Source organism: Bacillus mycoides (assembly GCF_001757995.1).
Classification (GTDB): Bacteria; Bacillota; Bacilli; order Bacillales; family Bacillaceae_G; genus Bacillus_A; species Bacillus_A mycoides_B.
In genome coordinates, this window is sequence record NZ_LXLV01000009.1 from 1 (window position 1) to 25,341 (window position 25,341).

A 25,341-nucleotide genomic window follows, 5' to 3' on the forward strand; every position below is an offset into this window, starting at 1 on the left:
TTCCCATAGCGTAAGCTAGTAAGATCCCTGAAAGATGATCAGGTTGATAGGTTCGAGGTGGAAGCATGGTGACATGTGGAGCTGACGAATACTAATAGATCGAGGACTTAACCATATAATATGAAGCAAATGTTATCTAGTTTTGAAGGAATATACCTTCATCAGTTTGGTGATGATGGCAGAGAGGTCACACCCGTTCCCATACCGAACACGGAAGTTAAGCTCTCTAGCGCCGATGGTAGTTGGGACCTTGTCCCTGTGAGAGTAGGACGTCGCCAAGCAAAAACCTAAGTTGTTTCGACTTAGGTTTTTTTGTGTATATTTTTATTTACCGAAGGTTAAAATCCAGAAATTTAATAACCCTAAAGAAGAAAAAAGAGTGAAATAGAGGCTGTTTAAAATAATAACAATGATTTTTTGTGCTCCTGATTTTCCGAATGCTCCTAAAATAATCCCTAAGATAGGAAAGATTATTTCTATCATAAGTGTATATTTTAAATAATGAGAGTGGAAAAAATGGGATGATATAAATAAGTATTCAATAATTACTGCAATTACTGCGATAGAGAAAAATAAATAGGATAATAGCACAGTTATTTTTTTCACGATTATTCCTCCTTAGAAATTAAATCGTTCTAATATAAGTTCTATTGATGTATAGAACTTATATTTTGATTAAAACATACTGAAGTACTATATAAACAGTTATACGTAAAGTAGATCTCTAGAAATATATATTCTAATTCCCTTTCCTTCTTGCATATAGTTGCAATTCTTCTTTTGAATATAACTAAAACACGAACGTTATCGATAACTAGTAAAAAAACATTCGATTATTTATTGACATTGTTTATGAAATATTGTTAATATAGCCATAGAAACAATAATATATAAGACCTCATATAATCGCGGGGATATGGCCTGCAAGTCTCTACCTAACGACCGTTATTCGTTAGACTATGAGGGAAAGTCACTCGGTATTTTTCTATTCACAAGGGATACGTATGCCTGAGTAGAGCGCTTTCTCTCATAGTAAAAGAGAAACTGTTCTATTTCAGGCTTTTTTTATTTGAATCGGGGGGATTCTAATATGAAATCACTAGTTGGAGTCATAATGGGAAGTACGTCAGACTGGGAAACAATGAAATATGCTTGTGACATTTTAGATGAATTAAATATACCGTATGAGAAAAAAGTTGTATCCGCTCATCGGACTCCGGATTATATGTTTGAATATGCAGAGACGGCTCGTGAACGTGGATTGAAAGTTATTATTGCTGGAGCTGGTGGAGCAGCACATTTACCAGGGATGGTTGCAGCGAAGACAAATCTTCCTGTAATTGGCGTTCCAGTTCAATCAAAAGCGTTAAACGGATTAGATTCATTATTATCCATCGTCCAAATGCCAGGAGGGGTTCCAGTTGCAACTGTTGCAATTGGTAAAGCTGGTTCAACAAATGCTGGATTACTTGCTGCACAAATACTTGGATCATTCCATGATGACATACATGATGCATTGGAATTGAGACGAGAAGCGATTGAAAAAGATGTGCGTGAAGGTAGTGAGCTAGTATGACGAGAATCATTTTACCTGGAAAAACAATCGGCATTATTGGAGGCGGCCAGCTTGGAAGAATGATGGCATTGGCAGCTAAGGAGATGGGATATAAAATTGCTGTTTTAGATCCTACAAAGCATTCACCATGTGCACAAGTTGCTGATATTGAAATTGTTGCATCATATGACGATTTAAAAGCAATTCAGCATTTAGCAGAGATCAGTGATGTTGTCACATATGAATTTGAGAATATTGATTATAGATGTTTACAATGGCTTGAAAAACATGCTTACTTACCGCAAGGCAGTCAGTTGTTAAGTAAAACGCAAAATCGTTTTACAGAAAAGAATGCAATTGAAAAAGCGGGATTACCAGTAGCAACGTATAGACTGGTTCAAACTCAAGAGCAGCTTACTGAAGCAATCGCCGAGTTATCATATCCTTCCGTCTTAAAAACAACGACAGGTGGATACGATGGTAAAGGGCAAGTGGTTTTAAAGAGTGAAGCTGATGTTGTGAGAGCAAAAGAACTTACTAATAAAGCAGAATGCATTCTAGAAAAATGGGTACCTTTTGAAAAAGAAATATCAGTTATTGTAATTCGTAGTGTAAGTGGTGAAACGAAAGTATTTCCCGTAGCAGAAAATATTCATGTGAATAACATTTTACATGAATCTATTGTTCCAGCTCGCATTACAGAAGAACTTTCTCAAAAAGCAATTACTTATGCAAAAGTACTTGCGGATGAATTAAAACTTGTGGGAACACTAGCGGTAGAGATGTTTGCTACAGCTGACGGTGAGATTTACATTAATGAATTAGCGCCAAGGCCTCATAATTCAGGACACTATACACAGGATGCATGTGAAACGAGTCAATTTGGTCAACATATTCGAGCAATCTGTAATTTACCTCTTGGAGAAACAAATTTGTTAAAACCAGTTGTCATGGTAAACATTTTAGGCGAACATATAGAAGGGGTCCTAGGACAAGTGAATAGACTAACCGGGTGCTATTTACACTTGTATGGAAAAGAAGAAGCAAAAGCGCAGCGAAAAATGGGGCATGTTAATATTTTAAATGATAATATTGAAGTCGCTCTAGAAAAAGCGAAGAGTTTGCATATTTGGGACCATCAAGAACAACTGTTGGAGGGAAAAAGATGATTAATCGTTATACACGCCCTGAAATGGGTGCAATTTGGACGGAAGAAAACAAATTTAAGGCATGGTTAGAAGTTGAGATTTTAGCTTGTGAAGCATGGGCTGAGCTTGGCGATATTCCAAAAGAAGATGTTAAAAAAATTCGTGAGCATGCATCATTTGATATTGATCGTATTTATGAAATTGAAAAAGAAACACGTCATGACGTAGTTGCTTTCACTCGTGCTGTATCAGAAACACCAACATTAGGTGAAGAACGCAAATGGGTTCATTACGGTCTAACATCTACAGACGTAGTAGATACAGCTTTATCTTACATCTTAAAACAAGCAAATGAAATCTTGTTAAAAGACTTAGAAAACTTTGTTAGCATTTTAGCTAATAAAGCGAAAGAGCATAAATACACGATTATGATGGGAAGAACACACGGTGTACATGCAGAGCCAACAACATTTGGTTTAAAACTTGGTCTTTGGTATGAAGAAATGAAACGTAACGTAGAGCGTTTCAAACAAGCTGCTGATACAGTTCGCGTTGGTAAATTATCTGGTGCGGTTGGTACATATGCAAATATTGATCCATTCGTAGAAAAGTATGTTTGTGAAAACTTAGGATTAGAAGCAGCACCAATTTCAACACAAACATTGCAACGTGATCGTCATGCACATTACATGTCAACACTTGCACTAATCGCAACATCTGTTGAAAAGATGGCAGTTGAGATTCGTGGTTTACAAAAGAGTGAAACACGTGAAGTTGAAGAGGCTTTCGCAAAAGGTCAAAAAGGTTCTTCTGCAATGCCGCATAAACGTAATCCAATTGGATCTGAAAATATGACTGGTTTAGCTCGTGTTATCCGCGGTTATATGATGACAGCTTACGAGAATGTTCCGTTATGGCATGAGCGTGATATCTCTCACTCTTCTGCAGAACGCGTAATTTTACCAGATGCTACAATCGCGTTAAATTACATGTTAAATCGCTTTGGTAATATCGTTAAAAATTTAACTGTATTCCCAGAGAATATGAAACGCAATATGACAAGAACATACGGATTAATTTACTCTCAACGCGTAATGCTTACACTAATTGACAAAGGTCTGGTACGTGAAGAAGCTTATGATATCGTACAGCCTAAAGCAATGGAAGCTTGGGAAACACAAGTACAATTTAAAGAGCTTGTAGAAGCTGACGAGCGTATTACAAGTAAGTTAACGCAAGAAGAAATTAACGAATGTTTCAATTATGAACATCATATGCAACACGTTGATACAATCTTTGAACGCCTTGGATTAAACGAAGCGTAAAATTTCATATGGCACAGAATAGAGTCATTCTGTGCCATTCTTTATAAAAATATTATTCACATTTTTCAAACTACAGGGGGCTTGCGAAATGCAAAAGCTAGAATTGCTGTATGAAGGTAAGGCAAAAAGAATTTATCGTACAGAAGCAGCAGATATGGTTTGGGTAGAGTACAAAGATAGTGCGACTGCTTTCAATGGGGAGAAAAAAGCGACAATTACAGGAAAAGGTCGTTTGAACAATGAGATTACAACTTTATTGTTCAGAAAGTTACAAGAAGTTGGAATTAAAACACACTTTGTAGAGAAGTTATCTGATACAGAACAACTTGTCAAAAAGGTGAGTATTATTCCATTAGAAGTTGTCACAAGAAACGTAATTGCAGGTAGTCTTTCAAAAAGACTAGGAATGGAAGAAGGAACTGCTCTTACAACACCAATCGTAGAATTTTACTACAAAGATGATGATTTAGGAGATCCGCTTGTAACGGAAGATCATATTCGTTTGTTAAATGTTGCAACACCAGAGCAAGTAAGCGTATTACGAGATGCAGCTCTACAAATCAATCAAGTGTTGATTGAGCATTTCGCAAGCTGTCGTGTAAGATTAGTAGATTTCAAATTAGAGTTTGGCTTAACAGAAGAAGGAGAAATCATATTAGCAGATGAAATTTCGCCAGATACTTGCCGTTTATGGGATGAAACGAGCAATGAAAAATTTGATAAAGATGTATTCCGTCGTGATCTTGGGAATTTAACAGAAGCATATGAAGAAATTTTAAAACGTTTAGGGGGAGCTTCACATGTATAAAGTTAAGGTATATGTAACGTTAAGAGAAAGTGTATTAGATCCACAAGGAACTGCGGTAAAGGGAGCACTTCATAGTCTTTCATTCACAGAAGTACAAGACGTTCGAATCGGAAAGTATATGGAATTAACAATTGATAAATCAGTATCTGATCTAGATAGCAAGGTAAAAGAAATGTGCGAAAAACTATTAGCAAACGTTGTAATGGAAGACTACCGTTATGAAGTTGAGGAGGTTGTCGCACAGTGAAATTTGCCGTAATAGTATTTCCGGGTTCGAACTGTGATGTCGATATGTTCCATGCAATTAAAGATGAGCTTGGCGAAGAGGTAGATTACGTTTGGCACGATAGAGAGAATTTAGATGAATATGATGCGATTTTACTACCAGGTGGATTCTCTTACGGTGACTACTTACGTTGCGGTGCTATTTCTCGCTTTGCTAATGCAATGAAAGCAGTGCAAAAAGCTGCTGAGCAAGGAAAGCCGATTTTAGGTGTATGTAATGGATTCCAGATTCTTGTTGAATCAGGATTATTACCAGGAGCATTAATGAGAAACGAAAACTTAAAATTTATGTGCCGAACTGTTCAGTTACGTGTTGAAAATAATGAAACGATGTTTACATCACAATATGAAAAAGATGAAGTGATTAATATTCCAATTGCACATGGTGAAGGGAATTACTATTGTGATGAAGCGACCCTTAAACAATTAGAAGAGAATAATCAAATCGCATTCCGTTACGTAGAAAATCCGAATGGAAGCGTTTCAGATATTGCAGGTATTGTAAATGAAAAAGGGAATGTCCTTGGCATGATGCCACATCCAGAGCGCGCTGTAGATGAATTACTTGGCGGTGCGGAAGGGTTAAAAGTCTTTCAATCTATCTTAAAACAGTGGAGGGAAACATATGTCGTTAATGCTTGAGCCAAATCCAACACAAATTAAAGAAGAGCGTATATATGCGGAAATGGGGCTAACAGACGAAGAGTTTGCCATGGTTGAAAAGATTCTAGGCCGTTTGCCGAATTATACAGAAACAGGATTATTCTCTGTAATGTGGTCTGAACATTGTAGTTATAAAAATTCAAAACCAGTTCTTCGCAAGTTCCCAACGACAGGGGAGCGTGTCCTGCAAGGGCCTGGAGAAGGCGCTGGAATTGTAGATATCGGTGATAATCAAGCGGTTGTATTTAAAATGGAAAGCCATAACCATCCTTCTGCTATTGAACCATATCAAGGAGCAGCAACAGGCGTTGGTGGTATTATCCGTGACGTATTCTCTATGGGAGCACGTCCAGTAGCTCTATTAAACTCACTTCGCTTCGGTGAATTACAATCACCACGCGTGAAATATTTATTCGAAGAAGTAGTAGCAGGAATCGCAGGATACGGTAACTGCATCGGTATTCCTACTGTTGGTGGAGAAGTACAATTCGATCCATGTTACGAAGGAAATCCACTTGTAAATGCAATGTGCGTAGGTTTAATTAACCACGAAGATATTAAAAAAGGGCAAGCACACGGTGCTGGCAATACAGTAATGTACGTAGGAGCATCAACTGGTCGTGACGGTATTCACGGTGCAACATTCGCATCTGAAGAACTATCTGAAAGCTCAGAAGCAAAACGTCCGGCAGTTCAAGTAGGAGATCCATTTATGGAGAAACTTCTTATCGAAGCATGTTTAGAACTTATTCAGTCTGATGCACTTGTTGGAATTCAAGATATGGGAGCTGCTGGTTTAACTTCATCTTCTGCAGAAATGGCAAGTAAAGCAGGTATGGGTATTGAAATGTACTTAGATGATGTACCACAGCGTGAAACGGGAATGACACCATATGAAATGATGCTATCTGAATCACAAGAGCGTATGTTAATTGTTATAAAAAAAGGTAGAGAGCAAGAAATAGTAGATTTATTTGAGAAGTATGGTCTTGCAGCAGTTACGATGGGGAAAGTAACGGAAGATAAAATGCTTCGCTTATTCCATAAAGATGAAATGGTAGCTGAAGTACCGGCGGATGCTCTTGCAGAAGAAGCGCCAATTTATAATAAACCGTCAAAAGAAGCAGCATACTTTGCTGAGTTCCAGCAGATGAAAATGGAAACACCAAAAGTAGAAAATTATAAAGAAACGTTATTATCTCTATTACAGCAACCAACGATTGCAAGTAAAGAGTGGGTATACGATCAATATGATTATCAAGTGCGCACAAGCACAGTTGTTACACCAGGTTCAGATGCAGCGGTTGTACGTGTACGCGGTACAGAAAAAGGATTAGCAATGACGACAGATTGTAACTCTCGCTACATTTATTTAGATCCAGAAGTGGGTGGTAAAATTGCAGTAGCAGAGGCAGCACGTAATATCGTATGTTCTGGCGGGGAGCCACTTGCAATTACAGATTGCTTAAACTTCGGTAACCCAGAAAAACCAGAGATCTTCTGGCAAATTGAGAAATCAGTAGACGGTATGAGTGAAGCTTGTCGCAAGTTACAAACGCCAGTTATCGGTGGGAATGTATCAATGTATAACGAGCGTAGTGGTGAAGCTGTATATCCAACACCGACTGTTGGGATGGTCGGTCTTGTACACGATTTAAAACATGTAACAACACAAGAGTTTAAGCAAGCTGGTGATTTAGTTTATGTAATCGGAGAGACGAAAGCTGAGTTTGGTGGAAGTGAATTACAGAAAATGATTCACGGCAAAATTTTCGGTCAATCACCAAGTATCGATTTAGACGTAGAATTACAACGTCAAAAACAAGTATTAGAAGCAATTCAAGCTGGACTTGTTCAATCTGCACATGATGTTGCTGAAGGTGGTTTAGCAGTTGCGATTGCAGAAAGTGCAATTGGTGCTAATGGCTTAGGTGCTACTGTGAAATTAGATGGAGAAGCAACAGCGGCATTATTCTCTGAATCACAATCTCGCTTCGTGATAACTGTAAAGCGTGAAAATAAAGAAGCATTCGAGAAAGCGGTAGAAGCAATTCAAGTTGGAGAAGTTACAAATACAAATGAAGTAACAATTCATAATGAAGAAAATGAAGTATTACTTACAGCAAATGTAGATGAAATGAGAAAGGCTTGGAAAGGGGCAATCCCATGCTTGCTGAAATAAAGGGGTTAAATGAAGAATGTGGCGTTTTTGGAATTTGGGGGCATGAAAATGCAGCACAAGTTTCGTACTACGGATTGCACAGTTTGCAGCACCGTGGACAAGAGGGCGCAGGCATTGTTGTAAATAATGGGGAAAAGATCGTCGGTCACAAGGGGTTAGGTCTAATATCAGAAGTGTTTTCAAGAGGTGAGCTAGAGGGATTAAACGGAAAATCAGCAATTGGACACGTACGATATGCAACAGCTGGTGGAAGTGAAGTTGCTAACGTTCAACCATTATTATTCCGTTTTTCCGATCATAGTATGGCATTAGCTCATAACGGAAATTTAATTAATGCAAAGATGCTTCGCCGTGAATTAGAGGCAGAGGGAAGTATTTTTCAAACAAGTTCAGATACAGAGGTACTTTTACATCTCATTAAACGTAGTTCAAAAGATTCTTTAATTGAAAGTGTAAAAGAGGCCCTAAATAAAGTGAAAGGTGCGTTTGCATATCTTTTACTAACTGGAAATGAAATGATCGTTGCGTTAGACCCGAATGGGTTCCGTCCTCTTTCAATTGGAAAGATGGGGGATGCTTACGTTGTAGCGTCAGAAACATGTGCTTTCGATGTGGTTGGTGCAACATACATTCGTGATGTAGAACCTGGTGAATTGCTTATTATCAATGATGAAGGAATTCACGTAGATCGTTTTACAAATGAAGTAGACCATGCGATTTGTAGTATGGAATACATTTACTTTGCACGTCCAGATTCTAATATCGCTGGTATTAATGTTCATGCAGCACGTAAAAACATGGGGAAACGTTTAGCGGCGGAAGCTCCTATTGAAGCTGATGTTGTTACTGGTGTACCAGACTCTAGTATTTCAGCAGCAATTGGTTATGCGGAGGCGACAGGAATTCCGTATGAGTTAGGATTAATTAAAAATCGTTACGTTGGACGTACGTTTATTCAACCTTCTCAAGAACTGCGTGAGCAAGGGGTTAAGATGAAGCTTTCAGCAGTAAGAGGCGTAGTTGAAGGAAAACGAGTTGTTATGATTGACGATTCTATCGTAAGGGGAACGACAAGTAAACGAATTGTTCGTATGCTTCGCGAGGCTGGAGCGACAGAAGTCCATGTAAGAATTGCTTCACCACCTCTTAAGTATCCATGCTTCTATGGCATTGATATTCAAACGAGAAAAGAATTAATCGCAGCAAATAATTCAATAGAAGAAATCCGTCAAATCATCGGAGCAGATTCTTTAACATTTTTAAGTGAAGATGGATTAGTAGATGCAATTGGACGTCCATATGAAGGGAAATACGGCGGTCTATGTATGGCTTACTTCAATGGGGATTATCCAACAGCTCTTTATGATTATGAGCAAGAGCTTTTAGAAAGTATGAAATAAGAAGAAAAAAGCTTCTACTTCTTTTGATGTAGAAGCTAGCTTCTTTCTTAAAACGGCCGCCCTGGATGGGGAGAAATTAAAAGACGAGGTGTAAATAACGATGGCGAATGCATATAAGCAAGCAGGAGTAGATATTGAAGCTGGATATGAAGCGGTATCTCGCATGAAAAAACACGTACAAACAACAATGAGAAAAGAAGTGCTAGGCGGTTTAGGCGGTTTTGGAGGTATGTTTGATCTATCAAAATTTGCATTAGAAGAACCTGTATTAGTATCTGGAACAGATGGCGTGGGAACGAAATTGATGCTCGCTTTTATGGCAGATAAACATGACACAATTGGTATTGATGCAGTAGCAATGTGTGTAAATGATATTGTTGTCCAAGGGGCAGAGCCGCTTTTCTTCCTTGATTATATTGCTTGTGGTAAAGCTGAACCTAGTAAAATTGAAAACATCGTCAAAGGTATATCAGAGGGCTGTCGCCAAGCTGGTTGTGCATTAATTGGTGGGGAAACAGCTGAAATGCCAGGTATGTATTCTACGGAAGAATATGATTTAGCTGGTTTTACAGTTGGTATTGTTGATAAAAAGAAAATTGTAACAGGTGAAAAGATTGAAGCTGGTCAAGTATTAATTGGCTTAGCATCTAGCGGTATTCATAGTAACGGTTATTCTTTAGTGCGAAAAGTGTTACTAGAAGATGGAGAATTATCTTTAGATCGTATTTATGGGCGCTTAGAACTACCTCTTGGTGAAGAATTATTAAAACCAACGAAAATTTATGTCAAACCTATTTTAGAACTATTGAAGAAACATGAAGTATACGGTATGGCGCATATTACAGGTGGCGGGTTCATTGAAAATATTCCACGTATGTTGCCAGAAGGAATCGGTGCGGAAATTGAACTAGGAGCTTGGGAAATTCAGCCGATCTTCAGTTTACTTCAAGAAGTTGGGAAACTAGAAGAGAAAGAAATGTTCAATATTTTTAACATGGGTATTGGTATGGTAGTAGCGGTGAAGGAAGAAGATGCAAAAGATATTGTTCGTCTTCTTGAAGAGCAAGGAGAAACAGCTCGTATTATTGGACGTACTGTACAAGGAGCTGGCGTTACCTTTAATGAGGGCGCAGCACTATGAGTAGATTAGCAGTTTTTGCTTCTGGAAGCGGATCTAACTTTCAATCTCTCATTAATGCGGTAGAAGAAAAAAGATTGGACGCAGATATTAGTTTATTAGTATGTGATAAACCAGAGGCACGCGCTATTGGACGGGCACATTATCACCATATTCCGTGTTTCGCCTTTTCAGCGAAAGCATATGAGTCAAAAGAAGCATTTGAAAAAGAGATATTAAAGAAATTGGAAGAGTATGAAATTGATTATGTTATTTTAGCTGGATATATGCGTTTAATTGGACCGACTTTACTAGAAGCGTACGGCGGAAAAATTATTAATATTCATCCATCACTATTACCGAGCTTTCCAGGTAAAGATGCTGTCGGTCAAGCGTTAGAAGCAGGTGTGAAAGTAACTGGAGTAACAATTCATTATGTAGATGCAGGTATGGATACAGGTCCAATTATTGCGCAAGAAGCAGTAGTTGTTTCTGAAGGGGATACGAGAGAAAGCTTACAAAAGAAAATTCAACAAGTTGAACATAAATTATACGTAAATACAGTGAATCAAATTGTTCAGTCTGCGAAAGAAACAACTGTTAACTAACATACAACCAGGGGTGAAGGATAAATGAAAAAGCGTGCATTAGTAAGTGTTTCAGATAAAACAGGAGTAGTAGAATTTGTTAAAGGTTTACTTGAACAAGGGATTGAAGTTATTTCAACTGGTGGTACGAAAAAATTATTAGAAGAAAACGGCTTACAAGTAATTGGTATTTCTGAAGTAACTGGTTTCCCAGAAATTATGGATGGCCGTGTAAAAACATTACATCCAAATATTCATGGTGGTCTATTAGCAGTTCGTGATAATGAAACGCATGTAGCGCAAATGAATGAATTAGGTATTCAACCAATTGACTTTGTTGTTGTTAACTTATACCCATTTAAAGAAACAATCGCTAAGCCTGATGTAACATTTGCTGATGCAATTGAAAATATTGATATCGGTGGCCCAACAATGATTCGTTCTGCAGCAAAGAATCATAAATTTGTATCGGTAATTGTAGATCCAGTAGATTACGACGTTGTACTAGCAGAGCTGAAAGAGAACGGTGAAGTAACAGATGAAACGAAACGTAAATTGGCAGCGAAAGTATTCCGTCATACAGCAGCATATGATGCGTTAATTTCTAGTTATTTAACAGAGCAAATGGGTGAAGAAAGCCCTGAAACATTAACTGTAACATTTGAGAAAAAACAAGATTTACGTTATGGAGAAAATCCGCATCAAAAAGCGACATTCTATAAAGCACCATTTGCTGCAACTTCTTCTGTTGCATATGCAGAACAATTACACGGTAAAGAATTATCTTATAACAATATTAACGATGCAGATGCAGCGCTTAGCATCGTAAAAGAATTTACAGAACCAGCAGTAGTAGCGGTAAAACATATGAATCCATGTGGTGTTGGAGTGGGTACGGATATTCATGAAGCATACACACGCGCTTATGAAGCAGATCCAGTATCAATCTTCGGAGGCATTATTGCAGCGAATCGTGAAATTGATAAAGCTACAGCAGAAAAGTTACACGAAATTTTCTTAGAAATTGTTATCGCACCTTCTTTCTCACAAGAAGCTTTAGAAGTATTGCAAAGTAAGAAAAATTTACGTTTACTAACTGTAAATATTGAAAAAGCGACAAGTGCAAGTAAAAAGCTAACTTCTGTACAAGGTGGACTTCTTGTTCAAGAGGAAGATACGTTATCATTAGATGAAAGTACAATTTCAATTCCAACGAAACGTGAACCATCAGAGCAAGAGTGGAAAGATTTAAAACTAGCTTGGAAAGTTGTAAAACATGTGAAATCAAATGCAATTGTTTTAGCGAATGATAACATGACAGTTGGTGTAGGTGCGGGACAGATGAACCGTGTAGGTTCTGCAAAAATCGCAATTACACAAGCTGGCGAAAAAGTACAAGGTAGCGCACTTGCATCTGATGCTTTCTTCCCAATGCCAGATACAGTAGAAGAAGCAGCAAAAGCTGGAATTACAGCAATCATCCAACCAGGCGGATCGATTCGTGATGAAGATTCTATTAAAATGGCAGATGCGTATGGGATTACGATGGTGTTCACTGGCGTACGTCATTTCAAACATTAATAGAGTAATTTTAGAAATAACAGACTAGGAGCATAGCTTCTAGTTTGTACTTATTTAATTATTGGGGGATGAAATATGAATGTTTTAGTAATCGGCCGTGGTGGGCGTGAGCATGCTTTAGCTTGGAAGTTTGCACAATCTGAAAAGGTAGAAAAAGTATATGTAGCGCCAGGGAATGAAGGTATGCGAGATGTTGCAACACCAGTTGATATTGATGAAAATGATTTTGATGCATTAGTTTTATTTGCCAAAGAGAATAATGTTGAGTTAACTTTCGTTGGACCAGAAATTCCGCTTATGAACGGAATCGTGGATCGTTTTAAAGAAGAGGGACTTCGCGTATTTGGTCCGAATAAAGCGGCTGCTGTTATTGAAGGTAGTAAAGCTTTTACGAAAGAATTGATGAAAAAGTATAATATACCAACTGCTGCATATGAAACTTTTACAGACTATGAAGAAGCAGTAAAGTACATTGAAAAAGTTGGTGCACCAATCGTAATTAAGGCAGATGGTTTGGCTGCTGGTAAAGGTGTAGCGGTAGCAATGACGCTTGAAGAGGCATTACAAGCTGTGAAAGAAATGCTACAAGATGTGAAGTTCGGTGAAGCAAGTAAGAAGGTTGTTATTGAAGAGTTTTTAGATGGACAAGAATTTTCATTAATGGCATTTGTAAATGGAACAACTGTACATCCGATGGTAATCGCTCAGGACCATAAACGAGCTTTTGATGCTGATAAAGGCCCAAATACAGGCGGAATGGGTGCATATTCTCCAGTACCACAAATTCCAGAATCAGCAGTTCAAGAAGCGATTCAAACCGTATTACATCCAACTGCTCAAGCAATGATCCAAGAAAATCGATCGTTTACAGGGATTTTATATGCAGGGCTTATTTTAACAAATGATGGTCCAAAGGTAATTGAATTTAATGCACGCTTTGGTGATCCTGAAACGGAAGTTGTATTGCCTCGCTTAGAAAATGATTTAGTTGATGTATGTAACGCTGTATTAGATGAAAGTGAGTTAGTATTAGAGTGGTCAGAGGAAGCAGTAATTGGTGTTGTACTTGCTTCAAAAGGATATCCAGAAGCGTATAAAAAAGGTGAAATTATTACAGGATTAGATCGTTTAGAAGATGCTATTGTCTTTCATTCAGGTACAGAGATGAAGCATGGGGATTTTGTAACAAATGGTGGCCGTGTACTATTTATTGCTTATAAAGCGAAAGACTTACAAGAAGCGAAAGATAGAGTGTATAAAGAAATCGCAAAGATTGAGAGCGATGGCTTATTTTATCGTAGTGATATAGGATATCGTACGATTGGGCATGAGATTACGCGAAGCTAACATATGTTAGCTTCTTTTTTTTATAGGAAATAGAGTATAGTACGTTGAATCTTTTCAAGAGATTATAAACTATTTGTATCTATATACACTTTTTCTCTACCTGCTTACATCTTATTTCTCCAATTAATAATAGTAGTATTGAGATGATTAACGTAAGAGCAGCGACAAGGAGTGGGAGGGAAAAACTTTGCATTTGCTTCGCAATAATACCTGTAAAGATTGGACCGATAATTTGGCCAATCCCATAAACACCTGTCGTATAACCAATGATTTTATTACTTTCATTCGGTCTTATTCGTTTTGCTTCTGTAGTTGTTAAAATTGTAATTCCGACGAATGTAGCACCTAGAAGGAATGCACTTAGAAATGCCCCAAAAAGGTTTGGAATAAGGAGTGGAGAAAGTACACTTATAATTTGTAACATATAGGCGGATGTAAGAGCTCGTGTTGGTCCGTACTTCCGAGCAACAGTGGACCAAAGGTAACTAGATGGGATGACAGCAATACCGACAATAATCCAGCTACAAGATGCATAGAAGGGTGATAGTGTAATTCTTTCTACAATGGTGACAAGGAAGGTCCCTGTAATGATATAGCCAAACCCTTCGAATCCGTAAGCTAAAATAAGCCAAAATAAATAGTTTTTTCTATGAGATGTAGCTTGTATAGTACTTTTTGGTTGCTGTATAGTATGTCTACTGTCCTCTCTTAACCATTTCCATACAAGGATAGCTAAATTAAAACTAATAAGTCCTAACCCAATCCATGCACCTTGCCAATTCCAAATTGAGTTGAATAAAGGTGCGAAACTTCCAGAGAAAATAATGCCAATTCCAACACCGCTATAAATCATGCCAGCTAGCATGACTTTATTACTTTGAAATAAATAATCTAAAACAATACTAGAGGCAAGAACAAATACAATTGCACTTGTGAAACCACCGATAAAGCGAAGGGGAAACCATAAAAAGATATAAGAGGTTAAGCCCATACAAAGAGTTGAAAGAACATTGAAGAATAAACAGTGGTGTAATATTTTTTCACGATTTTTTATCGTAATGAATCCAATAAAGAATGCCCCAAGTAAATAACCAAGATAATTACTGGACGCTAAATATCCAGCGAGGTCATCTTCTATATGGGCTTGCTTTTCCATAAAAGAAATAATCGGTGTGTAGGCGAACCGACTAATACCCATGACAGCTATTAAAGAACATATCCCAGCTATAATCATTTTCCATGTTTTTGTCTCGTTCATATAATCTCCCTTCTTGAAATATCTTCTAATATATATGATAGAGGAATATATATGGGGCGTAAAATACTGATTTTTTATATGTAATATCAAAATTAATGATATGAACGAAGGGAGATGAACGAATGAACTTACAAGATTTTGTAGCTTTTTATATGGTCGCGCAGGAGAAAAGTATTTCAAGAGCAGCTATTCGGTTGAATTTTGTTCAATCAAACATAACAGCAAAAATAAAACGGCTAGAAGCTGAATATGAAACACAATTATTTTATAGGCATCGAGATGGAGTTACATTAACACCAGCCGGAGAAAAGTTGTTAACATACGCTGAAAAAATGATTCAATTATTAAATGAATCAAAAAGGCAAGTGAAACATACAGCGGAGCCTGGAGGAGTATTGAAAATTGGAGCGATGGAAACAGCAGCAGCTGTTAGATTGCCCACGATTTTAGCTAATTATCATATGCGCTATCCAGAAGTGGAAATTATGTTGCAAACGCACAATACGGAAGAATTAACGAAGAAGGTACTTTTATATGAAATAGAGGGGGCATTTGTAGCTGATTGTATAGATGATCCAGCTTTAGAAAAGATAGAAGTATTCCAAGAGGAAATGATGTTACTTTCAAAGCGGAATGTTTTGTGGGATAACGGATGTTCGGAATCGCAGTCTTTTATCGTTTTTCAATCAGGTTGTTTTTATAGAAAAGTTTTAGAAGAATGGTTACTATCTGAAGGGATTGTTCCAAAAAAAATAATGGAATTAAATTCTTTAGACGGTATTATTGGATGCGTAAAAGCTGGACTTGGGGTGTCTATGTTACCACATGAAGTAGCAGAGCAATTTGATAGCCATAAAGAACTTATTCATACACCGTTAGTACATGAAAACAGGTTTATTCCGACTTATTTTATTTATCGGAAAGATAGTGTGAGAACAGCAGCGTTATGCAAGTTTATTGATGACTTGCTTTGTATAGAAAATATTAGTAAGTGTATAAAAACAGCCCGCTGAAAATTCAGTGGGCTGTTTGTTCATGCATCTTTATCTTTTTTTAGTTTTCCTTTTTGCTTTGCCATTTCTCGAAGTAAATACTCGATGTGTGCGTTGACGCTGCGAAATTCATCATTCGCCCATTTTTCGATGACTGCGTGTAATTCAGGATCAATACGTAATGGAAAGCTTTTCTTTTTAGTCATAATTACTTACAACCTTTAATATAGGCTTCCTGTATTAATAACTGGTTGCGCACCTTTATCTGAAACGATGGCAACTAATAAGTTGTTCACCATATTTGCTTTACGCTCGTCATCTAATTCAAGCACGCCTTCTTCATCTAACATATGGATTGAATCTTTGGCCATCTTCACAGCACCTTCAACAATCTCTTTTCTAGCAGCTAATACTGCTTTTGCTTGTTGACGTTGCAACATTGCATGGGCAATTTCTGTTGCATAAGCTAAATGTGTTAAACGAGTTTCTAATACTTCTACGCCAGCGATTTCAAGTCGTGCTTCTAACTCACGCTTTAATTCTTCAGAGATTTCTTCAGTATTTCCTCGTAACGTGATGCAAGTTTCATCTTGGAAATTATCATAAGGATATTTTGTAGCAACGTGGCGGATTGCTGTTTCACTTTGAATTTCTACGAATCGATCGTAATGCTCAACACCAAACATTGCTTTTGCGGAATCAACAACTTTATATACGATAACGGCTGCAATTTCAATTGGATTTCCCTCAACATCGTTTACTTTTAATTTCTTACTGTTAAAGTTTTCAACGCGTAAAGATACAGTTTGACGGAATGCGAATGGAATTGTTAAAAATAAACCATTTTGACGAATTGTTCCTAAATAACTACCGAAAAACGTAATTACTTTTGCTTGGTTCGGTTGAACGATACCAATACCCGTCGCGAGAACCGCAGCTAAAATAATAGTTAATGCTGCTACTATAAAAATTTCTTGCACAAGGCAAAATACACCGATAGCAGCTAAAATGAGAATCCCGATAATTCCGAGAAATCCATTAACATAAAATACTTGTTTTTCTTTCATATGATCGCCTCCTGATATAAAAATGATATCACTTTTATATCACTTTATGCAAGGGATTTACACCTAATTTTCTGAAATTTATTTATTGATTGATTTATGTATGTTTTAGGGATAAAACTCAAAAATATAAGAATGTACGTTCTGTTTCGTGTTAAAATAAAGAAGACTTAACCGCCCACTGCAGCAGCTAAGTCTCTTTGAGAGCATCTTGCATCGTGACAAATGATTCAAAGCGGTTTTGCCAGGATTATATCTTCAATCGCTGACTCAATCTCTTTGTCAGAAGCGTTATAACTTCCATTTGACTGTGGTTTGTCATGATTGGAAGTTTGATTCACTTCTTCTTTAGCATGTCCTTTTTCAGAAAAATTCATGCTTGGCATTTTAAATGCGCCCATACTCATATATTTTCCAAATTTACATACTTCAGCAATAGGACAGAAACGAACAATCCCCTCTGCAATTTTCATTGCACCAATCCATAGTAAAACTTTAGACCAAGTGCACCACGGTTTGCGTACGAGTTTAGCTGTACTACAACCGAAGAGGATAAGTCCGAGTGTAATTCGAATTAGAGCATTGATTGTACCAATGTTTTGCTTCATTAGAAAAACACTCCTTTTTGATGAACTTTGAAATAGCAAATACTATTTCTCCTATTAGTATTCCATGTGCTCTTGGTGATATGTAATCCAACATTTGACGTTAAAAAAGATGTTGGAATGGGCGTGTGTGTAAGTAGTTTTTTTTGTTATAATGAAAGAATGCATAAAAGGAAGTTCAAAATTAAATCCTCCCGTTTGAAAAAATATGGAAGAGGAAATTCCAAACTTAATTCTCCGTTTTAAACAAATATTTAAGATGAAGTTAAAAAATCCTGATAAAAATAAACTGTTATTTTGAACAGAAATATATAAATAGAGAAAAGAAAGGGTGTTTTCATGTACGATATTTCCAAATGGAAGCATGTATTTAAGCTTGATCCAAATAAGGAGTTAAGTGACGAACATTTAGAAATGATTTGTGAATCAGGAACGGATGCTGTTATTGTAGGCGGAAGTGATGGAGTTACAATTGATAACGTATTACACATGCTAGTTAGCATTCGTAGATATGCAGTTCCTTGTGTGTTAGAGGTTTCTGATGTGGAAGCAATTACACCAGGATTTGATTTTTATTACATCCCAAGTGTTTTAAATAGCCGAAAAGTGGAATGGGTAACAGGTGTTCATCATGAGGCATTGAAAGAATTTGGGGATATTATGGACTGGGACGAAATTTTCATGGAAGGATATTGTGTTTTAAATCCAGAAGCGAAAGTAGCCCAGCTTACAGATGCAAACTGTGATTTAACAGAAGATGACGTTATTGCATATGCACGTTTAGCAGACAAGCTATTACATTTACCGATATTCTATTTAGAATATAGCGGTACGTATGGAGATATTGAACTTGTTAAAAATGTAAAAGCGGAATTGAAACAAGCTAAGCTATATTATGGCGGTGGTATTTCTAATGCAGAACAAGCGAAAGAAATGGCACAGTATGCGGATACAGTAGTTGTTGGAAACGTTATTTATGATGATATAAAATCGGCGTTAAAAACAGTTAAAGCAGTAAAAGGAGAGTAGGTGCAGGTACATATGAGTAAGACAGATAAGTTATTAAATGGACTAAATCCACAGCAACAAAAAGCAGTGCAAACAACGAGCGGACCACTTCTATTAATGGCAGGCGCAGGTAGTGGTAAAACACGTGTGTTAACACATCGTATTGCGTATTTACTTGGTGAAAAAGGTGTAGCACCATGGAATGTACTAGCTATTACCTTCACAAATAAAGCTGCTCGTGAAATGCGCGAGCGTATTGATACACTTGTCGGACCAGAAGCAGAAGATATTTGGATTTCTACGTTCCACTCTATGTGCGTACGTATTTTACGACGTGATATCGATCGTATTGGTATTAATCGTAACTTTACAATTTTAGATTCAGGTGATCAGTTAACTGTTGTGAAGAAGATTATGAAAGAGCGCAATATTGATCCGAAGAAATTTGAACCGCGCTCTATTTTAGCGGGTATTAGTAATGCAAAAAATGAACTTTTATCTGCAGATAAATATGCAAAGAAAATTACAATGGCTGATCCATATGAAAAATTAACGAGCGATGTATATACAGAATATCAAAAACGTCTTTTGAAAAATAACTCATTAGACTTTGATGATTTAATTATGACGACGATTCAGCTATTTGAACGTGTTCCAGAAGTACTAGAGTTTTATCAGCGCAAATTCCAATATATTCACGTTGATGAGTATCAAGATACGAATAAAGCGCAGTACCTTCTTGTTAAACATTTGGCAGCACGTTTCAAAAATCTTTGTGTTGTAGGTGACTCAGATCAGTCTATTTATCGCTGGCGTGGTGCTGATATTTCTAACATTTTGTCATTTGAAAAAGACTATGAGAATGCGCAAGTAATTTTGTTAGAACAAAATTACCGTTCATCACAAAATATTTTGAATGCAGCGAATGCTGTTATTGAAAAAAATTCAAACCGTAAACCGAAGAAATTATGGACAGACAATCAAGTTGGGAGCAAAATCTCGTATTATCGTGCTGCAACTGAAAAGGACGAAGCGTATTTTGTTGCGAAAAAAATTCGTGACGATATTCAAATGGGGAAACGAAAATATACTGATTTCGCAGTATTATATCGTACGAATGCCCAGTCTCGTATGGTCGAGGAGATTTTTCTGAAATCTAATATTCCTTACAAAATTGTCGGCGGTACTAAGTTCTACGATCGTAAAGAGATTAAAGACATTTTGGCGTACTTACGTTTAATTGGGAATCCAGATGATGAGATTAGTTTCGCGCGTATTATTAACATGCCAAAGCGTGGGATTGGTGCGACTTCTATCGATAAAATTATTAATTATGGTGTGCAAAACGGAATATCATTAACTGCTGTATTTGATGAGATTGAGCATGTTGGTGTAAGTGCAAAAATAACAAAAGCAGTAAAAGAATTCGCAAGTTTATTACACAACTGGGTAAATATGCAAGAGTATTTATCTGTTACAGAATTAGTAGAAGAAGTTATTGAAAAGACAGGTTATCGCGATATGCTGAAAAATGAGCGTTCTTTAGAAGCAGAAGGTCGTTTAGAAAACTTAGACGAGTTTTTATCTGTTACACAAACATTTGAATCTCAAAGCGAAGATAAGAGCCTTGTTGCATTCTTAACAGATTTAGCACTTGTTGCTGATATTGATCGTGTAGATGAAGACCCAACTGCTGGTGAGGAAGTTATTTTAATGACGATGCACTCAGCAAAAGGATTAGAGTTCCCAGTTGTCTTTATTGTTGGCTTAGAGGAAGGAATATTCCCACATACTCGTTCTCTTATGGAAGAAGATGAAATGCAAGAAGAGCGTCGTCTTGCTTATGTAGGTATTACTCGTGCAGAAGAAGAGTTATACTTATCGAATGCGCAAATGCGTACTTTATTTGGTAGAACAAGTATGAATGCAGCATCTCGATTTATTACAGAAATTCCGGCAGAGTTAGTAGAACCATTAAATGAAACAGCGCCGAAGCGTGAAACTTCGTTTGGTGCAAAAGGAAGAACGACAAGCGCAACTACAACACGTTCTCGTTCAGCTTTCGTACGTCCAGCTGTTAAGACAACAGGTGGCGAACAAATTGGCTGGGCAGTAGGCGATAAAGCTTCCCATCAGAAGTGGGGAGTCGGTACAGTTGTAAGTGTAAAAGGTGAAGGTGATTCAAAAGAATTGGATATTGCGTTCCCAAGCCCGATTGGTGTTAAACGTTTATTAGCAAAATTTGCACCTGTGACGAAACAATAGAAAGGAATGAGGATATGTCAAAAGAGATAGCAAAAAAACGTATAGAAGAACTGCGTGATTTGTTAAATACATTTAACTATCAATATCACGTATTAGACAATCCTTCTGTTTCTGATGCGGAATATGACCGTGATATGCAGGAGCTTATGAAATTAGAAGCAGAGAACCCTGAATTTGTAACGGAAGACTCCCCCTCTATTCGAGTTGGGGGAGCTGTACTTGATATATTTGAAAAGGTAACACATAAATCACCGATGTTAAGTTTAGGTAACGCATTTAATGAAGGAGATTTGCGTGATTTTGACCGAAGAGTACGTCAAGGAATTGATAGTACGAATGTAAGATATATATGCGAATTAAAAATTGACGGACTTGCTGTTTCACTTCATTATGAAAAAGGACGCTTTATTCAAGGGGCAACACGTGGTGATGGTGTAACGGGTGAAGATATTACCCAAAACTTGAAAACGATTAAAGCAATTCCACTTCGATTAAATGAAGAAGTAACGTTAGAAGCGCGAGGCGAGGCTTATATGCCGAAGCGTTCATTCGTTAAATTAAATGAGGAAAAAGAGCAAAATGGTGAAGATGTATTTGCGAATCCACGTAATGCGGCAGCAGGATCGATACGTCAACTAGATACAAAAATTGCAGCGAAGCGTAACTTATCTATGTTTGTGTACGGTCTTGCGAATGTAGAAGAAAAAACAATTCCATCCCACAGTGAATCACTGGATTTCTTAGGTGAGCTTGGATTTAAGACGAATCCAAATCGTCGTACATGTGAAACAATTGAAGACGTAATAGCCTATGTAGAAGAGTGGCAAGAAAAACGCCCGCATCTTGATTATGAGATTGACGGAATCGTTATAAAAGTAGATGATGTTGCTATTCAAGAAAGCTTAGGAACTACAGCAAAGAGTCCGAGATGGGCAATAGCTTATAAATTCCCAGCTGAAGAAGTTGTGACGAGATTAACAGGGATTGAATTAAGTGTCGGCCGCACAGGGGTTGTAACACCAACTGCAGAGTTAGAGCCAGTTAGAGTGGCTGGTACTATCGTTCGTCGTGCTTCTTTACATAACGAAGATTTAATTCGTGAAAAGGATATTCGAATTGGTGACTACGTTGTTGTGAAAAAGGCTGGAGATATTATTCCTGAAGTTGTGAACGTTATTTTTGATAAGCGTACTGGTGAGGAAGAAGAATATCATATGCCAACGCATTGTCCAGCATGTGAGAGTGAACTTGTTCGTTTAGAAGAAGAAGTAGCACTTCGATGTATAAATCCGACTTGTCCAGCTCAAATTCGTGAAGGATTAATCCATTTCGTTTCAAGAAATGCAATGAATATTGATGGACTTGGAGAACGTGTAATTACACAACTCTTTGATGCGGATTATATTCGTACGTTTGCTGATTTATATTCATTGACGAAAGAGCAATTATTAGAACTAGAACGTTTCGGTGAAAAATCAGCAACAAATTTAGTCCAAGCAATTGAGAATTCTAAGGAAAACTCATTAGAGCGATTATTATTCGGTCTTGGTATTCGCCACGTCGGTGCGAAAGCCGCACGTACATTTGCTGAGCATTTCGAAACGATGGATGAGCTTGTGAAAGCGACGGAAGAAGAACTAAAAGCAATTAATGAAATTGGCGAAAAAATGGCCCAATCTGTTGTGACATATTTTGATAATGAAGACGTATTAGAGTTATTACAACAATTTAAAGAGTATGGCGTGAACATGGCATACAAAGGTATAAAAATTGCTGATTTACAAAATGTTGAATCGTACTTCGCAGGAAAAACTGTCGTCTTAACAGGGAAATTAGAAGTTATGGGACGCAGTGAAGCGAAGAAGAAGATTGAGGCATTAGGTGGAAAAGTAACAGGAAGTGTTAGTAAAAGTACGGATTTAGTTGTTGCTGGTGAAGCTGCTGGCTCGAAATTAGCGCAAGCAGAGAAGCACAATGTTGAAGTTTGGAATGAAGAGAGGTTCTTACAAGAGCTGAATAAGTAAGAGGTGCAAACTTACGATGAAAAAAATAGCGTTAGTGGTATTAAGTCTAGGCCTACTTGTAAGTGGGTGTAGTACAGGTTCTAATAAAGATGAAAAGACAGTTGAGAAATCGGGGAAAGCGAAAGAGCAAGCGGTTGTCCCGAAATACTCCATTTCGGATGAATATTATAAGACGACGATTCCATTTGATCCAGGTAAGGCACGTGGTCTAGTTGTACAAGGTTTAAATAGTCGCCTTGATATAGATGAATTTGAAACCGGACTAATGCGTATTGCCAAAGAATCATTTAGCACGGAAGATTATTTCTTTAAAGGTGGAGACGTTTTAGATGCTCAAGCTGTTCAAATGCTTGTGAAAAGAAAGCGTACAGACGCTGAACAAAAAGAGCTAGAGGACAAGTTGAAAAAAGATGCAGTTAAATTTCCGAATATAGGGTTGAATCCAGCCTTAAGTGAAGGGTCAGAATCGTTAGAAGTAAAGAATAAAAAAAATCCAATGTATATCTCAAATATTTTAGAGCATGACTATTACCTGCAAAAAGGCGAGAAAGGTGCTGTGCCTGATGGGGTTGTAGTTGGATTAGCGATGAATTCTGTTCAATATTATGAGGAAGAGCATGGTTATCCACGTGAGGCTGCAATTCCAGATGAAAAAATGTTAGCTGAAGGAAAAAGGATGGCACAAGAAATCTTGAAAGTAATGCAGCAAAAAAAGCCTGAAATAAAAAATATTCCGGTTACATTTGCAATTTATCGTCAAGGTCCAAAGTCTTCGCTTGTACCAGGGAATTTTGTTTCTTATGCTAAGGTAGAAAAAGGTAGTGAAACGGTTGAGGATTGGAAAGAAATCAATGAGAAATATTATTTGTTCCCGTCTGAACAAGCAAAAGCGGATAATAAACGTGAAGATCTTGCAAGGGTGTCAAACTTTAAAGCAAAATTAAGTGAGTATTTCCAAGGCGATTATACAGCTGTTATCGGTACTGGAATGTATAGAGATGATGAATTAAAAGAAATGAAGCTCGATATTCCTGTCCAATTCAATGGAAAAGCTGAAGTAATTGGATTTACACAATATGTAGCTGGACTTGTTATGGAATACTTCCCGAATTATATGAAAGTACAAGTAACAATTAAATCTGTAGAACGTCCAGAAGCAATTATTATACGTGAAGCGAAGCAAGATGAACCGTTTGTGAAAATTTTAGATTAAAGGTGAGAGCTGTTCCTTTATGGAACAGCTTTTTTTCTCGAGGAATTTTGTTATAATTTAAAATGTTATAAATAAAGGGGTAAGGGGAAAAGTTATGGATGAACTAAGCTTTCAAGTCATTATTTTATTAATTGCATTCGGATTTTTAGCGGCTTTCATTGATTCGGTTGTTGGAGGGGGAGGGTTAATTTCGCTTCCTGCACTTATGTTTGTTGGTTTATCACCAGCTTCGGCAATCGCAACGAATAAATTAGCTGCAACGATGGGGACGCTTACGAGTACAATTTATTTTATTCGATCAGGCAAGGTTAATTTTCGGATTGTAGGAAAGTTAATCCCATTAACTATTATTGGAGCAGTCGCAGGGGCTTTAGTAGTAAAGTTTATTCCGCCTGATATTTTGCGTCCACTAGTGCTCGTAATGTTGGTTTTTATTGCTATTTATATTATTGCGAAAAAAGATTGGGGAAGTGCATCTACCTATAAAAAGATGACAAAAGGGAAAACATTAATGTTTTTCTTTGTTATTTTAATGATAGGGTTTTATGATGGATTTTTTGGACCAGGGACAGGATCCTTTTTAATTTTTGCATTTTTATTAATTGGTTTGGATTTTATTCAAGCGGCAGCATCTGGAAAACTTTTGAACTTCGTTAGTAATATCGTATCTTTAATTACTTTTTTATTTTTAGATGTGATTCATTTTGAATACGGTATAATTATGGGATTATCAATGATTTTAGGTGCTTATTTCGGATCGAAGTTTGCGGTTCAAAAAGGTGTTGGATATGTAAGGACTTTATTTTTATTAGTTACTATTTTATTAATCGGGAAAAATGTTTTGGAATATACTCATATTTTGTAGATTCATACGTATGTATGAATCTCTTTTTTATTATTATATTTTAAAAATT

23 protein-coding genes, 2 rRNA genes and 1 riboswitch are annotated in these 25,341 nt (G+C 37.1%); of the genes, 20 read left to right on the forward strand and 5 right to left on the reverse strand.

Features of this window, described 5'->3' with window-relative positions; all coding sequences use genetic code 11:
- Both BWGOE10_RS01485 and rrf read left to right on the forward strand, forming a co-directional pair.
- A 23S ribosomal RNA gene (locus BWGOE10_RS01485) occupies positions 1-115 on the forward strand; the annotation flags it as partial.
- A gap of 50 nt (positions 116-165) precedes the next feature.
- Positions 166-281, forward strand: a 5S ribosomal RNA gene (gene rrf, locus BWGOE10_RS01490).
- A gap of 43 nt (positions 282-324) precedes the next feature.
- Here the strand turns inward: rrf and BWGOE10_RS01495 are convergent.
- On the reverse strand, positions 325-606 hold the full coding sequence (locus tag BWGOE10_RS01495; protein ID WP_070140637.1) for a hypothetical protein: 282 nt from the start codon (positions 604-606) through the stop codon (positions 325-327).
- Between the two features lie 272 nt (positions 607-878).
- A riboswitch (purine riboswitch) is annotated at positions 879-980 on the forward strand.
- Positions 981-1,090: 110 nt separating this feature from the next.
- Here BWGOE10_RS01495 and purE point away from each other — a divergent pair.
- The 12 genes from purE (at position 1,091) to purD (ending at position 13,998) form a co-directional block, all read left to right on the forward strand.
- A complete protein-coding gene (gene purE / locus BWGOE10_RS01500; protein ID WP_000839367.1) occupies positions 1,091-1,576 on the forward strand; it encodes a 5-(carboxyamino)imidazole ribonucleotide mutase in 486 nt (161 codons plus the stop codon).
- Positions 1,573-2,724: a 5-(carboxyamino)imidazole ribonucleotide synthase gene (gene purK, locus BWGOE10_RS01505; RefSeq protein WP_070140638.1), complete on the forward strand. Its 1,152-nt coding sequence runs from the start codon at positions 1,573-1,575 to the stop codon at positions 2,722-2,724. Before purE ends, purK begins: the two co-directional genes overlap by 4 nt.
- Positions 2,721-4,028 (forward strand): adenylosuccinate lyase, encoded by a 1,308-nt coding sequence (gene purB, locus BWGOE10_RS01510; protein ID WP_002091361.1) that lies wholly within the window; start codon positions 2,721-2,723, stop codon positions 4,026-4,028. The genes purK and purB overlap by 4 nt, the downstream gene beginning before the upstream one ends.
- Before the next feature lie 88 nt (positions 4,029-4,116).
- The gene (gene purC, locus BWGOE10_RS01515; RefSeq protein WP_070140639.1) at positions 4,117-4,836 is read left to right on the forward strand and encodes a phosphoribosylaminoimidazolesuccinocarboxamide synthase; all 720 of its coding nucleotides are present in this window, start codon (positions 4,117-4,119) and stop codon (positions 4,834-4,836) included.
- Entirely contained in the window at positions 4,829-5,083 is a 255-nt protein-coding gene (gene purS, locus BWGOE10_RS01520; protein ID WP_070140640.1) for a phosphoribosylformylglycinamidine synthase subunit PurS, read from the forward strand. The genes purC and purS overlap by 8 nt, the downstream gene beginning before the upstream one ends.
- Positions 5,080-5,763 (forward strand): phosphoribosylformylglycinamidine synthase subunit PurQ, encoded by a 684-nt coding sequence (gene purQ, locus BWGOE10_RS01525; RefSeq protein WP_000666771.1) that lies wholly within the window; start codon positions 5,080-5,082, stop codon positions 5,761-5,763. The genes purS and purQ overlap by 4 nt, the downstream gene beginning before the upstream one ends.
- Positions 5,747-7,966 carry a phosphoribosylformylglycinamidine synthase II gene (gene purL / locus BWGOE10_RS01530; RefSeq protein WP_070140641.1) on the forward strand — a complete coding sequence of 740 codons (2,220 nt, stop codon included), beginning with the start codon at positions 5,747-5,749 and terminating at the stop codon, positions 7,964-7,966. The genes purQ and purL overlap by 17 nt, the downstream gene beginning before the upstream one ends.
- A complete protein-coding gene (gene purF / locus BWGOE10_RS01535; RefSeq protein WP_070140642.1) occupies positions 7,951-9,366 on the forward strand; it encodes an amidophosphoribosyltransferase in 1,416 nt (471 codons plus the stop codon). The genes purL and purF overlap by 16 nt, the downstream gene beginning before the upstream one ends.
- Before the next feature lie 100 nt (positions 9,367-9,466).
- Positions 9,467-10,507, forward strand: coding sequence for a phosphoribosylformylglycinamidine cyclo-ligase (purM, locus tag BWGOE10_RS01540; protein ID WP_070140643.1), 1,041 nt, complete (start codon positions 9,467-9,469; stop codon positions 10,505-10,507).
- Positions 10,504-11,091: a phosphoribosylglycinamide formyltransferase gene (purN, locus tag BWGOE10_RS01545; RefSeq protein ID WP_070140644.1), complete on the forward strand. Its 588-nt coding sequence runs from the start codon at positions 10,504-10,506 to the stop codon at positions 11,089-11,091. Before purM ends, purN begins: the two co-directional genes overlap by 4 nt.
- A gap of 24 nt (positions 11,092-11,115) precedes the next feature.
- Complete coding sequence (gene purH / locus BWGOE10_RS01550) at positions 11,116-12,651, forward strand: bifunctional phosphoribosylaminoimidazolecarboxamide formyltransferase/IMP cyclohydrolase (RefSeq protein ID WP_070140645.1); 1,536 nt, start codon at positions 11,116-11,118, stop codon at positions 12,649-12,651.
- A gap of 75 nt (positions 12,652-12,726) precedes the next feature.
- Entirely contained in the window at positions 12,727-13,998 is a 1,272-nt protein-coding gene (gene purD / locus BWGOE10_RS01555; protein ID WP_070140646.1) for a phosphoribosylamine--glycine ligase, read from the forward strand.
- Between the two features lie 79 nt (positions 13,999-14,077).
- Here the strand turns inward: purD and BWGOE10_RS01560 are convergent, their stop codons facing one another.
- Positions 14,078-15,256, reverse strand: coding sequence for a YbfB/YjiJ family MFS transporter (locus tag BWGOE10_RS01560; RefSeq protein WP_070140647.1), 1,179 nt, complete (start codon positions 15,254-15,256; stop codon positions 14,078-14,080).
- Between the two features lie 122 nt (positions 15,257-15,378).
- Between BWGOE10_RS01560 and BWGOE10_RS01565 the strand changes: the two genes are divergently transcribed.
- Positions 15,379-16,269: a LysR family transcriptional regulator gene (locus BWGOE10_RS01565; RefSeq protein WP_070140648.1), complete on the forward strand. Its 891-nt coding sequence runs from the start codon at positions 15,379-15,381 to the stop codon at positions 16,267-16,269.
- Between the two features lie 20 nt (positions 16,270-16,289).
- On the opposite strand, the gene BWGOE10_RS01570 is transcribed toward BWGOE10_RS01565, so the two are convergent.
- From BWGOE10_RS01570 to BWGOE10_RS01580, 3 genes are all read right to left on the reverse strand, one after another.
- Positions 16,290-16,454, reverse strand: a complete 165-nt coding sequence (locus BWGOE10_RS01570; protein WP_070140649.1) for a toxin-antitoxin system HicB family antitoxin — start codon at positions 16,452-16,454, stop codon at positions 16,290-16,292.
- 15 nt (positions 16,455-16,469) lie between these two features.
- The gene (locus tag BWGOE10_RS01575) at positions 16,470-17,315 is read right to left on the reverse strand and encodes an SPFH domain-containing protein (RefSeq protein ID WP_002159495.1); all 846 of its coding nucleotides are present in this window, start codon (positions 17,313-17,315) and stop codon (positions 16,470-16,472) included.
- Between the two features lie 227 nt (positions 17,316-17,542).
- Entirely contained in the window at positions 17,543-17,920 is a 378-nt protein-coding gene (locus BWGOE10_RS01580; RefSeq protein ID WP_070140650.1) for a DUF2892 domain-containing protein, read from the reverse strand.
- Between the two features lie 336 nt (positions 17,921-18,256).
- On the opposite strand from BWGOE10_RS01580, the gene BWGOE10_RS01585 reads away from it, so the two are divergent.
- From BWGOE10_RS01585 to BWGOE10_RS01605, 5 genes are all read left to right on the forward strand, one after another.
- Positions 18,257-18,946, forward strand: coding sequence for a heptaprenylglyceryl phosphate synthase (locus BWGOE10_RS01585; protein WP_070140651.1), 690 nt, complete (start codon positions 18,257-18,259; stop codon positions 18,944-18,946).
- 12 nt (positions 18,947-18,958) lie between these two features.
- Positions 18,959-21,190, forward strand: coding sequence for a DNA helicase PcrA (gene pcrA / locus BWGOE10_RS01590; protein ID WP_070140733.1), 2,232 nt, complete (start codon positions 18,959-18,961; stop codon positions 21,188-21,190).
- A gap of 14 nt (positions 21,191-21,204) precedes the next feature.
- Complete coding sequence (gene ligA, locus BWGOE10_RS01595) at positions 21,205-23,214, forward strand: NAD-dependent DNA ligase LigA (protein ID WP_070140652.1); 2,010 nt, start codon at positions 21,205-21,207, stop codon at positions 23,212-23,214.
- A 16-nt stretch (positions 23,215-23,230) separates the two neighbouring features.
- A complete protein-coding gene (locus BWGOE10_RS01600; RefSeq protein WP_070140653.1) occupies positions 23,231-24,427 on the forward strand; it encodes a CamS family sex pheromone protein in 1,197 nt (398 codons plus the stop codon).
- A 94-nt stretch (positions 24,428-24,521) separates the two neighbouring features.
- Positions 24,522-25,292 (forward strand): TSUP family transporter, encoded by a 771-nt coding sequence (locus BWGOE10_RS01605; RefSeq protein WP_070140654.1) that lies wholly within the window; start codon positions 24,522-24,524, stop codon positions 25,290-25,292.
- Positions 25,293-25,341: the final 49 nt, after the last annotated feature.

Excerpts from the sequence above, each read along its gene's own strand:
- purE (WP_000839367.1), top strand. The coding sequence starts at position 1,091 with ATGAAATCACTAGTTGGAGTCATAATGGGAAGTACGTCAGACTGGGAA.
- purK (WP_070140638.1), top strand. The coding sequence starts at position 1,573 with ATGACGAGAATCATTTTACCTGGAAAAACAATCGGCATTATTGGAGGC.
- purB (WP_002091361.1), top strand. The coding sequence starts at position 2,721 with ATGATTAATCGTTATACACGCCCTGAAATGGGTGCAATTTGGACGGAA.
- purC (WP_070140639.1), top strand. The coding sequence starts at position 4,117 with ATGCAAAAGCTAGAATTGCTGTATGAAGGTAAGGCAAAAAGAATTTAT.
- purS (WP_070140640.1), top strand. The coding sequence starts at position 4,829 with ATGTATAAAGTTAAGGTATATGTAACGTTAAGAGAAAGTGTATTAGAT.
- purL (WP_070140641.1), top strand. The coding sequence starts at position 5,747 with ATGTCGTTAATGCTTGAGCCAAATCCAACACAAATTAAAGAAGAGCGT.
- purF (WP_070140642.1), top strand. The coding sequence starts at position 7,951 with ATGCTTGCTGAAATAAAGGGGTTAAATGAAGAATGTGGCGTTTTTGGA.
- purM (WP_070140643.1), top strand. The coding sequence starts at position 9,467 with ATGGCGAATGCATATAAGCAAGCAGGAGTAGATATTGAAGCTGGATAT.
- purN (WP_070140644.1), top strand. The coding sequence starts at position 10,504 with ATGAGTAGATTAGCAGTTTTTGCTTCTGGAAGCGGATCTAACTTTCAA.
- purH (WP_070140645.1), top strand. The coding sequence starts at position 11,116 with ATGAAAAAGCGTGCATTAGTAAGTGTTTCAGATAAAACAGGAGTAGTA.
- purD (WP_070140646.1), top strand. The coding sequence starts at position 12,727 with ATGAATGTTTTAGTAATCGGCCGTGGTGGGCGTGAGCATGCTTTAGCT.
- BWGOE10_RS01560 (WP_070140647.1), bottom strand. The coding sequence starts at position 15,256 with ATGAACGAGACAAAAACATGGAAAATGATTATAGCTGGGATATGTTCT.
- BWGOE10_RS01565 (WP_070140648.1), top strand. The coding sequence starts at position 15,379 with ATGAACTTACAAGATTTTGTAGCTTTTTATATGGTCGCGCAGGAGAAA.
- BWGOE10_RS01570 (WP_070140649.1), bottom strand. The coding sequence starts at position 16,454 with ATGACTAAAAAGAAAAGCTTTCCATTACGTATTGATCCTGAATTACAC.
- BWGOE10_RS01575 (WP_002159495.1), bottom strand. The coding sequence starts at position 17,315 with ATGAAAGAAAAACAAGTATTTTATGTTAATGGATTTCTCGGAATTATC.
- BWGOE10_RS01580 (WP_070140650.1), bottom strand. The coding sequence starts at position 17,920 with ATGAAGCAAAACATTGGTACAATCAATGCTCTAATTCGAATTACACTC.
- BWGOE10_RS01585 (WP_070140651.1), top strand. The coding sequence starts at position 18,257 with ATGTACGATATTTCCAAATGGAAGCATGTATTTAAGCTTGATCCAAAT.
- pcrA (WP_070140733.1), top strand. The coding sequence starts at position 18,959 with ATGAGTAAGACAGATAAGTTATTAAATGGACTAAATCCACAGCAACAA.
- ligA (WP_070140652.1), top strand. The coding sequence starts at position 21,205 with ATGTCAAAAGAGATAGCAAAAAAACGTATAGAAGAACTGCGTGATTTG.
- BWGOE10_RS01600 (WP_070140653.1), top strand. The coding sequence starts at position 23,231 with ATGAAAAAAATAGCGTTAGTGGTATTAAGTCTAGGCCTACTTGTAAGT.
- BWGOE10_RS01605 (WP_070140654.1), top strand. The coding sequence starts at position 24,522 with ATGGATGAACTAAGCTTTCAAGTCATTATTTTATTAATTGCATTCGGA.